At 65.0% G+C, this 12,534-nt stretch carries 10 protein-coding genes; 6 read left to right on the forward strand and 4 right to left on the reverse strand.

The features are described from left to right. Positions 1 to 184 precede the first annotated feature (184 nt). Positions 185 to 1,123 (forward strand): LysR family transcriptional regulator, encoded by a 939-nt coding sequence (locus ACEN9T_RS25130; protein ID WP_024977062.1) that lies wholly within the window; start codon positions 185 to 187, stop codon positions 1,121 to 1,123. Between the two features lie 74 nt (positions 1,124 to 1,197). On the opposite strand, the gene ACEN9T_RS25135 is transcribed toward ACEN9T_RS25130, so the two are convergent. The 4 genes from ACEN9T_RS25135 to ACEN9T_RS25150 form a co-directional block, all read right to left on the reverse strand. Further along, a complete protein-coding gene (locus ACEN9T_RS25135) occupies positions 1,198 to 3,828 on the reverse strand; it encodes a DNA topoisomerase III (protein WP_413707401.1) in 2,631 nt (876 codons plus the stop codon). A gap of 254 nt (positions 3,829 to 4,082) precedes the next feature. Further along, complete coding sequence (locus ACEN9T_RS25140; protein WP_092974027.1) at positions 4,083 to 4,463, reverse strand: thioredoxin family protein; 381 nt, start codon at positions 4,461 to 4,463, stop codon at positions 4,083 to 4,085. A gap of 62 nt (positions 4,464 to 4,525) precedes the next feature. Then, on the reverse strand, positions 4,526 to 5,734 hold the full coding sequence (gene dprA / locus ACEN9T_RS25145) for a DNA-processing protein DprA (protein WP_413707402.1): 1,209 nt from the start codon (positions 5,732 to 5,734) through the stop codon (positions 4,526 to 4,528). A gap of 25 nt (positions 5,735 to 5,759) precedes the next feature. Continuing rightward, positions 5,760 to 6,947, reverse strand: coding sequence for a LysM peptidoglycan-binding domain-containing protein (locus tag ACEN9T_RS25150; protein WP_413707403.1), 1,188 nt, complete (start codon positions 6,945 to 6,947; stop codon positions 5,760 to 5,762). Positions 6,948 to 7,199: 252 nt separating this feature from the next. Here ACEN9T_RS25150 and def point away from each other — a divergent pair, with 252 nt between their 5' ends. The 5 genes from def (at position 7,200) to htpX (ending at position 12,460) form a co-directional block, all read left to right on the forward strand. Beyond that, positions 7,200 to 7,715 carry a peptide deformylase gene (gene def / locus ACEN9T_RS25155; protein WP_092974019.1) on the forward strand — a complete coding sequence of 172 codons (516 nt, stop codon included), beginning with the start codon at positions 7,200 to 7,202 and terminating at the stop codon, positions 7,713 to 7,715. Positions 7,716 to 7,725: 10 nt separating this feature from the next. Then, a complete protein-coding gene (locus ACEN9T_RS25160) occupies positions 7,726 to 9,750 on the forward strand; it encodes an ArnT family glycosyltransferase (protein WP_413707404.1) in 2,025 nt (674 codons plus the stop codon). A gap of 57 nt (positions 9,751 to 9,807) precedes the next feature. Further along, positions 9,808 to 10,791, forward strand: a complete 984-nt coding sequence (gene fmt, locus ACEN9T_RS25165; protein WP_413707405.1) for a methionyl-tRNA formyltransferase — start codon at positions 9,808 to 9,810, stop codon at positions 10,789 to 10,791. 31 nt (positions 10,792 to 10,822) lie between these two features. After that, complete coding sequence (locus tag ACEN9T_RS25170; protein ID WP_413707406.1) at positions 10,823 to 11,479, forward strand: LysE family translocator; 657 nt, start codon at positions 10,823 to 10,825, stop codon at positions 11,477 to 11,479. A gap of 120 nt (positions 11,480 to 11,599) precedes the next feature. Then, complete coding sequence (gene htpX, locus ACEN9T_RS25175) at positions 11,600 to 12,460, forward strand: zinc metalloprotease HtpX (RefSeq protein ID WP_012436834.1); 861 nt, start codon at positions 11,600 to 11,602, stop codon at positions 12,458 to 12,460. Positions 12,461 to 12,534: the final 74 nt, after the last annotated feature.

The following is a 12,534-nucleotide window of genomic DNA, read 5'->3' on the forward strand; positions in this document are numbered from 1 at the left end:
GAAGTCGGATACGCAGCCCTGGCAATGAAATATCGCAAACGTAGCTGGGGTGGAATTCTCACATGAGCGTGCGCTCACATTCAAGGATCGCCCCTAGGCAGTGAATTGCTTGTGCCAATATTAAACATTTGCTGTCACGACAGATTTGTTCTATTTTTGACAACAAATTATGTGAGAGGCTGGAATGGATCGTTTGCAGTCGATGCGGGTGTTTTCCAAGGTGGTGGAGCTTGGCAGCTTTGCTCGGGCGGCCCAGCATCTGTCGATGAGCAATGCCGTGGTCACGCGTTACGTGGCCGACCTTGAGGCGCATCTCGGCACGCGCCTACTCAACCGCACCACGCGCAGCCTGTCGCTGACCGACGTGGGCGAAACCTACCTGCAGCGCTGTGCGCAAATCCTGCTCGACATTGACGAGGCGGAATCGCTGGCCACTTCGCGCAGCCAGGCGCTGGTCGGTGGCCTGCGCATCGTCGCCCCCGTCATGTTCGGACTGCACGTGCTGCCGATGCTGCTCGCACGCTTTCAGCAGCTCTATCCCGAAGTGACGTTTGACGTGGCGTTGTCCGACCGCCCGATCGACATCGTCGAGGATGGCCGCGACGTCGGCATCATGGTCTCGGAACTTGGCCTCGGTTCGCACCTGGTCGCACGCCGCATGATTTCCGCCGAGATGGTCATGGCGGCTACCCCCGCCTATCTACGCCAGCATTCCACGCCGCAGCGCGCCGAAGATATTGCCGAGCATCGCGTCATTGCGATGTGGCACCCGCAACTGCGTCACGAGTGGGAGATGAGCACCGCCGACGGCCAGTCGATTTCGGTGCCGGTGCAGCCCTCGCTTGTCACCAGCAATGCCGAACTGATGCACCGCGCAGTGCTCGCCGACATGGGCATCGCGATTCTGTCGTCGTATATGGCCCGGCCCGACCTGGAGTCCGGACGGCTGGTGCGCGTGCTGCCGCAATACAAGCTGCCGCATCGGTCGCTGTCGCTGGTGTATCCGAGCCGCAAGTTCCTGCCGACAAAGGTGCGCACGTTCATCGACTACATGCTGGCCCAGGCGATGGAGGTCAAGCACAGCGAGGCGCGCGCCGGCAGGGGCCTGAGCGAAGCCGCATAAGCCACGCCCCATCGCCAAAGCAAAACGGGAGGACAGTGTCCTCCCGTTTTGCTTTGGTACCGGCGAAACCGCGTTCAGGTCTCGCTGGTGCTTTCCTCGTCAGCCTCGGTTTCGGAAGCTTTCTTGCGTGCCGGGGCCTTCTTGGCAGCCGTTTTGCTTGCGGTCTTGGCCGGCGCCTTCTTGGCGGCAGGCGTTTTAGCCGCAGCGGTCGTCTTCTTCGCCGCGGTCTTGGCTCCGGGCTTGCCCTTGCCTTCGCCGCGCGGCTCAAATTCGAAGCCGATCTTGCCATCCGGCTGCTTGACCAGGAACGCCTTGAAGTTGCGGCCCGTGCGCGCCGACTTGAAACCGGTCAGCAGATCGGTCTTGCCCTCGGCCAGCAGCTTGCCCAACTGCTCGCGGCTGATCTCCTGCTGCAAGATGATCTTGCCGGTGGTGAAGTCGCAGGTCTTGGGCTGCGCCACGGCGTTTTCGCAGACGTACTTCAGGCCGTGCTCGTAGACGCTCCCGTTGCACTTTGGGCAGTGGCCGACGCTTTCCTGACCCGAGAAATCGACCGGCTCGCCATCGTCTTCGTCGTTCTGGCCGAAGTCGAACTCCATCTTCCAATGACCATCTTCTTGCGCCAGCTTGAGGATGGCCGCAAACGGACGGCCCATTTTGCTGCGGAAGCCCTGCAGCGGGCCGATGGTCTTGTTGGTCAGCAACTCCTCCACCTCGTCCAGCTCGAACTGGCGGCCCCCCGGAATCTTGCTGATCGAGAAGTCGCAGTGGCTGCAGGCGAAGCGGCGGTAGTTTTCCTTGACCACGTGGCCGCATTGCGGGCACGGCGTGGAAAGCGTTGCGTAGTCGCCGGGAATGGTGTCGCTGTCGTATTCCTTGGCGCGCTTGACGATCTGTTGCGTCATCTGCGCGATCTCGCGCATGAATTCGTCGCGCTCCAGCTGGCCACGCTCGATGAGGGAAAGCTTGTGCTCCCAGCCGCCGGTCAACTCCGCCTGCGTCAGTTCTTCCACACCGAGGCCACGCAGCAGCGTCATCAGCTGGAACGCCTTGGCGGTCGGGATCAGCTCGCGGCCTTCGCGCACGAGGTACTTTTCCGTCAGCAACCCTTCGATGATGGCCGCGCGGGTGGCTGGCGTGCCCAGGCCCTTACCCGCCATGGCTTCGCGCAACGCATCGTCGTCGACGAGCTTGCCGGCGCCTTCCATGGCGGAGAGCAGCGTCGCTTCGTTGTAGCGTGCGGGCGGCTTGGTGGTGAGGCCCACCGGCTCGATCTTGTCCGTCTTGACCTTCTCGTCCTTGGCGACCGGCACGAGGTTGGCATCTTCGCCCTGCGCCTCGCGGCCGTACACGACCAGCCAGCCCGGGTTCACCAGCACCTTGCCTTCGGTCTTGAAGTGATGCCCGGCCACCTCAGTCACGCGCGTGGTGACCTGGTATTCAGCCGCTGGGAAGAACACCGCCAGGAAGCGGCGCACCACCAGGTCGTACAGCTTCTGCTCCGGCTCCGACAGATTCTTCGGTGCCTGCAGCGTCGGGATGATGGCGAAGTGATCGCTGATCTTGCTGTTGTCAAAGATTCGCTTGTTCGGCTTGACCCACTGGTTGGCCAGGATCTTCTTCGCGTGCGTCAGATAGTTGGGCGAGCTTTCGCCCAGCATGTCCAGCGTCTGCTTGACCGTGCCCATGTAGTCTTCGGGCAGCGCGCGCGAATCGGTACGCGGATAGGTCAGCACCTTGTGCTTTTCATACAGCGCCTGCGCCAGGCCCAGCGTGTTCTTGGCCGAGAAACCGAAGCGGCCGTTGGCCTCGCGCTGCAGGCTCGTCAGGTCGAACAACGCCGGCGACATCTGCGTCGACGGCTTCGATTCTTCCGTCACGGTGCCCGGCTTGTCGCGGCACGCGGCAACGATGCTCTTGGCCTCGGCCTCGCTCCACAGGCGCGAGTCGCGTCGTTCGGGGTCGAACTCGTCCTTCTTGAACTTGGGGTCGAACCAGCGGCCTTCGTACAGGCCGGCGGCGGCGATGAATTCAGCGCGCACTTCCCAGTAGTCGCGCGGGACGAAGCGTTTGATCTTCTCTTCGCGCTCCACCACGATCGACAGCGTGGGCGTTTGCACGCGGCCCACGGTCGTCAGGAAGAAGCCGCCGCCCTTGCTGTTGAACGCGGTCATGGCGCGCGTGCCGTTGATACCGACCAGCCAGTCGGCCTCGGAACGGCAGCGGGCGGCATCGGCCAGCGGCATCATGTCTTCGTTGCTGCGCAGCTTGCCAAAGCCATCACGGATGGATTGCGGCGTCATCGACTGCAGCCACAGCCGCTTCACCGGCAGCTTGGTGTTCGCGTGTTGCGCGATCAGGCGGAAGATCAGTTCACCTTCGCGCCCCGCGTCACAGGCGTTGATCAGGCCGGTCACGTCCTTGCGCTTGATCAGCCGCGTCAGCACCTTCAGACGCGATTCCGACTTGGCGATCGGGCGCAGGTCAAAGTGCGGCGGGATCACGGGCAGATGCGCGAAGCTCCATTTGCCGCGCTTGACTTCGTATTCATCGGGCGCAGCAATCTCGACCAGATGGCCGACCGCCGACGAGAGGACGTAGTCGTCGCTCTCAAAGTACTCGTCGTGCTTGGTGAAGCCACCCAGCGCGCGCGCGATATCAGCGGCGACCGACGGTTTTTCGGCAATGATGAGAGCCTTGGACATGTGAGCGGATCCTGGCGATCGCAAGTAATCGGGTAAAGAAGAAGTCGCTTTTCTATAGCGACCGTTCGCGTATTTTTTTAGAGTCTTATGGCAACGCCTGCCGACTTCAAGTGCCGCGGGCGCTTGTCAGCGTGCCCGTCAGGGAGCCATCAACCAGCAGTCGGCCCCAAATTTGGCCGCCAATCATAAGCGCGGTTCCTTTTCAGGCGCAATAGAGTGGCGCATGCATCGCTTAGTGTTGTCAAGGCCGGCGATCATGCCGATTCCAGCAGCCAGCCTCGCAAGTCCGGGGCCGCTGGCACTGCGGGAGCAACGCCCAGATCACGCGAAAGCAATCCCTCAACAACACCGGCGTGAGGCAAGACGGGGCCGAAAAACAACACATCGCTCCCGCGCTGCACCAGCAAGGTCGGAAAGTTTTCAACGTCGTAATCGCCAAGCGCATCGGCGTGATCTTCCACATCCACCCACACAAAGCAGCATTCCGGATGCCGCTCGGCGAGCTCAGTGAAGGTCTTGCGATAGCTGCGGCACGTGCCGCACCACTCGGCGCACAGGCACGCCACCAGCAGTTGCCCCGAGCGAATGCGCGTGTGCAACGTGGCGGCGTCGGTGTCAGGCGAGAGCAGTGGCATGAAAAAAGGCGCTAGGCGACCAGCGGAGTGACGGAGGGGTCGCGCTTATTGTAGGCACGCTTTCACGGAAGCCGCAGGAAGCGCCCGCCGGGCTGACGCTCCACGCGGCCATCCAACTCCAGCGCCAGAAGCTGTGCAGAGAGGGCGGCAGCAGCTTGGCCGGTGCGTTCACATAGGGTATCCAGATCGACTGGATCAAAACCGAGCGCATCGAGCAACGCGGTTTCGGCGGCACTTGCCGCCGGGCGCGCGGCAAGAACCGGCGCGTCAGCAGGCGCCTCGACCGGGGCCGCGCGCGTCGCACGCTTAGCCGGCGCGGCAGCACGCCCCCAGCCGAGTTCATCCAGGATATCGGCAGCGGTTTCCACCAGCTTGGCGCCTTGCTTGATCAGCAGGTGGCAACCCTTGGCCAGTGGCGAATGGATCGACCCGGGAATCGCAAACACATCGCGCCCCTGCTCCGCCGCCAGACGCGCGGTGATGAGGGAGCCGGACTGTGCCGCCGCTTCCACCACCAGCAGCCCACGCGCCAAACCCGAGATCAAGCGATTGCGGCGTGGGAAATTCTCGGCGCGCGCGCCCATCCCCAACGGGTATTCGGAGATGATCACGCCAGCCTCGGCAATGCGATGCGCCAGCGCCCGATTGCGTGCTGGGTAAACAATATCGAGCCCGGTACCCACGACTGCGATGGTGCTCCCCGGGCCTGCAAGCGCGCCTTCATGCGCCGCCGCATCGATGCCGAGCGCAAGGCCTGACACGATCGTCACGCTCGCCGCCGACAGCGCCTGGGAAAACGCCCGCGCGTTGTCAATGCCGGCTGCCGTAGCGCTGCGCGCGCCCACCACGCCCACCGCCGCTGCGCGCAGCAGCGAGGCATCGCCCTTGGTGTAAAGCAAGGTCGGCGGGTCCGGCAGTTCAAGCAGGCGGGGCGGATAGCCACGATCGGCCAGCGTGAAGATGGCATTGCCGGGCTCGTTCACCCAGGCGACGGTGCGCTCGATCAGTGCCGCAAGCGTGTCGTCGGGCTCGGCAAGCAACGCGCGCGCTTGCCGCTCGGGCAACACCTTGGCGAGCGCGGCATACGGCTGGGCGAAGATGTCTTGCGGCAACCCGAAGGCCGCCAGCAACTGCCGCGCAGCAACGGGACCAACGCCGGGGGTTTCAGTCAGACGCAGCCAAGCGGCCAGTTCAGCCGGATCGCGTGTACAGGAGAGGGAAGCGGTGGAATCGGCCGCGGCGGACGCCGCGACCTGAGATGCATCGGTCAAATCAAGGACTGCGTTAGCGCGTAGTTCAAGGTTGCGGCGACATCGGGTTGCTGACGCTGTCGCCCACTTCTACGGCGTTCGATGCGTCCGTCACCAGCGCATAGGCTACGTGCGGGAACACACGGAACACGAAGGCCAGGCCGTAGCGCTCTGCGGGCAGTTGCACAGCCTCATTGCCGGCCGTCGCGTCCTTCACGACGGCGCCAGCGCGCGCCAGCGACAGCACGTGGCCCGGCTCAAGCCCCTGCTGGCTGCCGATGTTCAGCACAACCACCTGATCGGTGCCGCCAAAGCGCACGCCGCCGGTGACCTTGGCGACCGCGCCGTGCACATCGCCTTCCGGTGCATGCGGCACATAGCGCACCGGCACGCGCGGGGGCAGTGGCATCAGTTGCGAGCCGACGCCCATCTCTTCCTTGGACGACAGCACTTCCACCTTGGTCACTGCCTGCGGCCCGGTCGCTGCGCGCACCACGCGCAGCGTGCCGAGGAAGTCGGCTTCGTAACCGAGCACGTTGCCGGTCACCGGATCCTTGAGCGGCCGGACCGGGCGATACGCCTGCCATTCGGTGCCGGCCTGGCCGCCTTCACCTGCAGGCAGACCGCGGGCATAGGCGGTTTCGCCCTTGCCCAGATAAACCCGGCCCTCGGGCAGCGAGAAGATGCGCGCCGGCGTGGCCAGCGTTTCTTCATCCACCACGATCGGCTGGGTCAGGAAGGGCTCGATAGCGGCGGAGGGAATGCTCGAGATGGCATCACCATCCTGCCCCGACACGCGGGTATGCGGCGACAGGCGCACCGTGCTGCCGTCCGCCGATGCTGGCGAACTCGACAGCCAGGCACGGCCATTGGCGTGATGCAGATACAGGATCTGGCCCGGATAGATCAGATGCGGGTTGCGGATTTGCTCACGGTTCATACCCCAGAGTTCGGGCCAGCGGTAGGGCCGCTTGAGGTACTTGCCCGAGATTGCCCAGAGCGTGTCGCCACGGCGCACGGTGTACTGCGCGGGCGCGGTGGCGGACAGTTCGGATTCGGGGATGCCCGCTTGGGCAGCCGTCGCGGCCTGCGCCTGTTGCGCCGGCGTCACAGTGCGCTCGGCGGCGTGGGCGGCGCCCATGCAGAAAAGCGCTGCCGCGGCAACCGCCGACAGGGCGCAAACGTAAGGCTGGCGCGCTTTCGTGGCGGTTTGCATGGCAGGCTGAGAGTGCATCGGTGTGTTACGATGGCGCATTATTCTATGAAGAATCGGCGAGTGGTCCGCGTGCCTGTTCGACGCCTCACCGCCGCAGCTGTACGCAGTTCTGCGTCGCAGCAAGAGGGGTATGGCATCCAACATTCGTCAGGCTTTTTCCTAAGCCATGTGGCGGATAGCGCCCCCGATTCTGCATGACATTCCAAGCGATCGCAATTGAAGGCAACCCCTCGTTAGCGTGGCCTTCTGCAACCGTTGTTGCCAAGCATCATGGCCCTACTGAATATCCTGCAATACCCTGATCCGCGGCTGCACAAAGTCGCCAAACCGGTTGCCGTCGTGGATGACCGCATCCGCAAACTCGTGGCCGACATGGCCGAGACCATGTACGAGGCGCCCGGCGTTGGCCTGGCCGCCACGCAGGTCGACGTGCATGAGCGCGTGATCACCATCGACGTTTCGGAGTCGCGCGACGAGCTGCGCGTGTTCATCAACCCGGAGATCATCTGGGCAAGTGACGAGCACAAGGTCTGGGACGAAGGCTGCCTGTCGGTGCCTGACATCTATGACAAGGTGGACCGCCCGGCTCGCGTGCGCGTGCGTGCACTGAACGAAAAGGGTGAAACCTTCGAGCTGGAGGCAGACGACCTGCTGGCCGTGTGCATCCAGCACGAGATGGATCACCTGATGGGCAAGGTCTTCGTCGAATACCTCTCGCCGCTCAAGCAGACGCGCATCCGGTCCAAGCTCAAGAAGCACCAACGCGACGCGGTACCGCAGCGTTGAATGCGTTCCCATGCCTGCCGACGTCGGCGCGCGCCCTCGCTCCATCCCGCTGATGCCGATCGCTCCCGCTGACGCAGGCCCGAACACCAGCCCGCGCCGCCTGTCGGCACTGCTGGTGCGGCATTGGCGCGCCGTCGTCCTGCTGATGCTGTGCGCGTATTTTGTTGCGGGCACGTTCTGGCGCGCACCCTGGAAGGCCGACGAGCCGTATTCCTTCGGCATCGTCATCAACATCATCGAGCGTGGCGACTGGGTCGTCCCCAACGTCGCCTTCGAGCCGTTCGTCGAAAAACCCCCGCTGATGTACTGGACCGGCGCACTGGCCGCCCTGGCGCTGCCCGACATGCCGCCGCACGAAGCGGTGCGCGTGGCGGTGCTGTTCTGGATGGCGCTGACATGCTGGGCGGTCTGGCGCACGGCGCGCCTGCTGCGCAGCGAAGCGCGCGACTGGCGCTTGCGCGTCGGCGCAGACCTCGCACGCGGACGCCCCGGGCTGACGCTGGCTGCACGCCGGGAAGCCGGGCTCGACGCTGGCGGCGCTGCGCTGCGCGACTATGCGCTGGGCGCGCTGCTGCTGTTTGCCGGCTGCGTCGGACTGGCCGAGCACGTCCACAAGTTCATTGCCGATGTCCCGCAATTGGCCGGCACGGCGATCGCCCTGTATGGCCTCGTGCGCTTCGTCAAAGAGAGCGAAGCCGGGGGCGCAAAGGGCGTCGACGTGCTGCGCCCCGCGCTGTGGTTCGGCACCGGCATCGGCGTGGCGTTCCTGGGCAAGGGTGTACTCGTGCCAGGACTGTTCGCGATCACCCTGCTGGCGGCGATCGCACTGCTGCCGGATTTCCGCAACCGCCAGGCATGGCGCTTCTATGGCCTCTCGCTGCTGGTGGCGTTGCCGTGGCTGGTGATCTGGCCGGCCATCTTCTGGCGCGAATCGCCGGACCTGTTCATCGAATGGTTCTGGGTCAACAACCTCGGCCGCTTCTTCGGCTTCTCGCATCTGGGTGGCGAGAAAGGGTCGCTAGCGACGACCATCCGATCGATCTTCCTGACCGGTACGCCCGCAGTGTGGCCAGCGGTGGCCGTGTTGGGCGTGTCGCTGTACAAGCTCGTGCGGCAACGCGGGCACGGCGCGCGCACGGCGTGGCTACTGCCGTACCAGGGGCACTTGGTCGTTGCGTTGTTCGTTCTGGCCACGATTGCTGTGGTGCTGCGCTCGGCCGTGCTGCGCGATGTGTACCTGATGCCGCTGCAACCCGCGTTGGCTTTGTTAGGTGCGCCGATGCTGCTCTTGATTGCACCCGCGTGGCGCGCGCGTGCATGGGGCGCGGCGGTGGCGGTGTTTGGCGCGCTGGGCTTGGTGGTCTGGGCCGTGTGGGGCGCGCTCGTGACCAGCGGTGGGCAACTGTTGCCGGGCTGGCTGGCCAAAATGCTGGGCCGCGTGCTGCCGTTGCCATATGACATGCTGATCCACCCCGTCGCCGTGTTGGCAGCGGGGTGCATTACGGCGCTGTGGGCTGCCTGCGTGTGGCTGCGACCAGCGCGCTCCGGCGTGGTGGCGTGGGCGGCAGGCCTGGGCATGGTGTGGGGCCTGCTCGGCACCCTGCTGATGCCTTGGGTGGATGACGCCCGCAGCTACCGCCCGCTCTTCCAGGCGATCAAGCCGGTGCTCGAATCTGCGCAGATCTGCGTGGCCACGCGCGGCATGGGCGAAAGCGAACGCGCACTGATGCACTACGAAACCGGCGTGCGCCCCGTCAAATGGCTGCTAGGTCACAGCGGTGCCGGCGACGATCACCACCCAAACCCGACCGCGCGTACGTGCGACCTGATCCTGGTGCTCGAAAAACGCCCGGAACACGCCCGACGCCGCCCTCACGGCAACAATTGGGAAATGGTGTGGCGCGGCAGCCGCCCGGGCGACACCAACGAAACCTTCTCGCTCTTCCAGCGGCGCAGCAATGGCGTGCCCGAGGCGCTACCGTCGCCCGAGCCCATCGTGCCGCTGACCGACACCCCGCATCGCGGCCGTCGCTAAACCCAATGCGCTACGCTGTCGTGTAGCGCGCCTCCCCTCGTTTTCGGTTCTCCATCCATGACGTCCACCCTTCGCGTAGCGTTTGCCGGCACGCCTGAATTTGCGCAGATTGCCCTGGCGGCGATCCATCAGGCCGGCTTTCCCGTCGTTGCCGTACTGAGCCAGCCGGATCGCCCGGCCGGGCGCGGCATGCAATTGCAGGCGAGTCCCGTCAAGCAGTACGCCGTGACGCATGGGTTCGCACCGATCCTCCAGCCGCCGTCGCTGCGTCGCACGGGCAAGTATCCACAGGAAGCCGCCGAAGCCATCGACGCCCTGGCTGCCCAGCGTCCTGACGTGATGGTCGTTGCCGCTTACGGCCTAATCCTGCCGCAGGAAGTGCTCGACCTGCCGCGCTTTGGCTGCATCAATATCCACGCGTCGCTGTTGCCGCGCTGGCGTGGCGCTGCGCCCATCCACCGTGCGATCGAAGCGGGCGATGCCGAATCGGGCATCACGCTCATGCAGATGGATGCGGGCCTGGACACCGGCGACATGATCGCCATGGAACGCGTGCCCATCGGCCTGACCGACACGACAGCAACGCTGCACGACACGCTGGCCGCGCTCGGCGGGCGCATGGTGGTAGACGCCCTCGCCAAGCTGGCGCAAGACGGCAAGCTGGCCGCCACGCCGCAGCCCGCCGAAGGCATCACCTATGCAGAAAAAATCGCCAAGGACGAAGCCACGCTGGACTGGTCGCACCAAGCCGCCGCGCTGCTGCGCCAGGTGCACGCGTTCAATCCGTTTCCCGGCGCATCGGCCGCGCTGGATGGCGTGACGATCAAGTTCTGGCAAGCGCAGGCGCTGGCCGACCGGCCGGCGGATGCCGAACCCGGCACGGTCCTGGCGGCCAACGCGGAGGGCGTCACCATCGCCTGCGGCGCCGGCGCGCTACGCGTGACCCAGTTGCAGAAGCCCGGCGGCAAACGCCTGCCCGCACGCGAATTCCTGCAAGGCCTGGCCATCGAGCCCGGCCAGCGCTTCGCATCGCGGGGCTAACCGCGCCATCTATATAGAAGAGGATTTCGCCATGACTGCGCTGGGCATCGTCAATCTGCCGCTCTTCATGCTGGCGGTGTTTCTGCTGAATGTGACGCCTGGGCCCGACACGGCCTACATCGTCGGGCGCAGCGTTTCGCAAGGACGGGCAGCGGGGCTGCTGTCGGCGCTGGGCGTATCGGCGGGCTGCTGCGTGCATGTGCTGGCGGTCGCCTTCGGCCTGACGGCGCTGCTGGCGGCTTCCACCGTGGCGTTCACGGTCATCAAGGTGGTGGGCGCGGCGTACTTGATCTACCTGGGCGGCCGCATGCTGCTGGCGCCGCCCGAGCGCGACGACGCCCCCGTCCAGCAAGCGGAAGCTTCTGCCGTCAAGCGCCCACGTCCGCTCAAGTCGCTGTTCATGCAGGGTTTTCTCACCAATGTGCTGAATCCGAAGGTCGTGCTGTTCTTCCTGTCGTTCTTCCCGCAATTCGTCGATCCACACGCCAGCCACAAGGCGCTGGCATTCCTGGCATTGGGCGCGGTGTTCATTGTCATGTCGACGATCTGGAACAGCCTGGTGGCTTGGGTGGCTGCCAGCGTCACGCGCCGCGTGGCGGGCAAGCCGGGCGTCAAGCGCTGGCTCGATCGCGTGGTCGGCACGGCATTCATTGGGCTTGGCGCGCGGCTGGCGTTCACCACCCGTTGATGAGTCAAGCGACATCTGCGGCGAAATATCGCGCAAGTCCCGCGCAAACCCTTGAATTTTCAGCGATTATCTCGATCTAACGAACTCGTCAAACCCTAGACCCACAGGAGCCACGCCCCTATGTTCAACTGGATCAAGACCTTCATGTTGATGGCAGCGATCACTGCGCTGTTCATCGTCATCGGCGGCATGATCGGCGGACGCAGCGGGATGATGCTGGCGCTGCTGTTCGCGCTGGGCATGAATTTCTTCTCGTACTGGTTCTCCGACAAAATGGTCCTGCGCATGTACAACGCGCAGGAAGTCAACGAGACCAGCGCGCCGCAGTTCTATCGGATGGTGCAGGAGCTTGCCGGCCGTGCCGGCCTGCCGATGCCGCGCGTCTACCTGATCGATGAAGCGCAGCCCAACGCCTTCGCCACCGGCCGCAACCCGGAGCACGCCGCCGTGGCCGCGACCACCGGCATCCTCAATATCCTGTCGGAACGGGAATTGCGCGGCGTGATGGCGCACGAATTGGCGCACGTGCAGCACCGCGACATCCTGATCTCGACCATCTCGGCCACGATGGCTGGGGCAATCTCGGCGCTGGCCAACTTTGCCGTGTTCTTCGGCGGGCGCGACAGCGAAGGCCGTCCGGCCAACCCGATCGCCGGGATTGCGGTGGCGATCCTAGCGCCGCTGGCGGCAGCGATGATCCAGATGGCAATTTCCCGCGCGCGTGAGTTCGAAGCCGACCGCGGCGGCGCGACCATCAGCGGCGACCCGCAGGCGCTGGCTTCGGCGCTGGACAAGATCCACCGCTATGCCGCCGGCATTCCGTTTGCCGCTGCTGAAGCCCACCCGGCCACCGCGCAGATGATGATCATGAACCCCCTGCACGGCGGCGGCTTGGCCAACCTGTTCAGCACGCACCCGGCCACGGAAGAGCGCATCGCGCGCCTGATGCAGATGGCGCAGACGGGGCAATATCCGGCGTAAAAGCGGCAGCCCGACGGGGCGCTTCCTTTATACTTCCGCAGTCCGCACGAGCCCGCCCATCGCGGGCTCGTTGC

The organism is Ralstonia sp. Ralssp110, from assembly GCF_047325135.1.
GTDB lineage: Bacteria > Pseudomonadota > Gammaproteobacteria > Burkholderiales > Burkholderiaceae > Ralstonia > Ralstonia mojiangensis.

Bases quoted from the DNA above. Each gene is read 5' to 3' on its own strand.
- ACEN9T_RS25130 (WP_024977062.1), top strand. From the start codon at position 185: ATGGATCGTTTGCAGTCGATGCGGGTGTTTTCCAAGGTGGTGGAGCTT.
- ACEN9T_RS25135 (WP_413707401.1), bottom strand. From the start codon at position 3,828: ATGTCCAAGGCTCTCATCATTGCCGAAAAACCGTCGGTCGCCGCTGAT.
- ACEN9T_RS25140 (WP_092974027.1), bottom strand. From the start codon at position 4,463: ATGCCACTGCTCTCGCCTGACACCGACGCCGCCACGTTGCACACGCGC.
- ACEN9T_RS25150 (WP_413707403.1), bottom strand. From the start codon at position 6,947: ATGCACTCTCAGCCTGCCATGCAAACCGCCACGAAAGCGCGCCAGCCT.
- def (WP_092974019.1), top strand. From the start codon at position 7,200: ATGGCCCTACTGAATATCCTGCAATACCCTGATCCGCGGCTGCACAAA.
- ACEN9T_RS25160 (WP_413707404.1), top strand. From the start codon at position 7,726: ATGCCTGCCGACGTCGGCGCGCGCCCTCGCTCCATCCCGCTGATGCCG.
- fmt (WP_413707405.1), top strand. From the start codon at position 9,808: ATGACGTCCACCCTTCGCGTAGCGTTTGCCGGCACGCCTGAATTTGCG.
- ACEN9T_RS25170 (WP_413707406.1), top strand. From the start codon at position 10,823: ATGACTGCGCTGGGCATCGTCAATCTGCCGCTCTTCATGCTGGCGGTG.
- htpX (WP_012436834.1), top strand. From the start codon at position 11,600: ATGTTCAACTGGATCAAGACCTTCATGTTGATGGCAGCGATCACTGCG.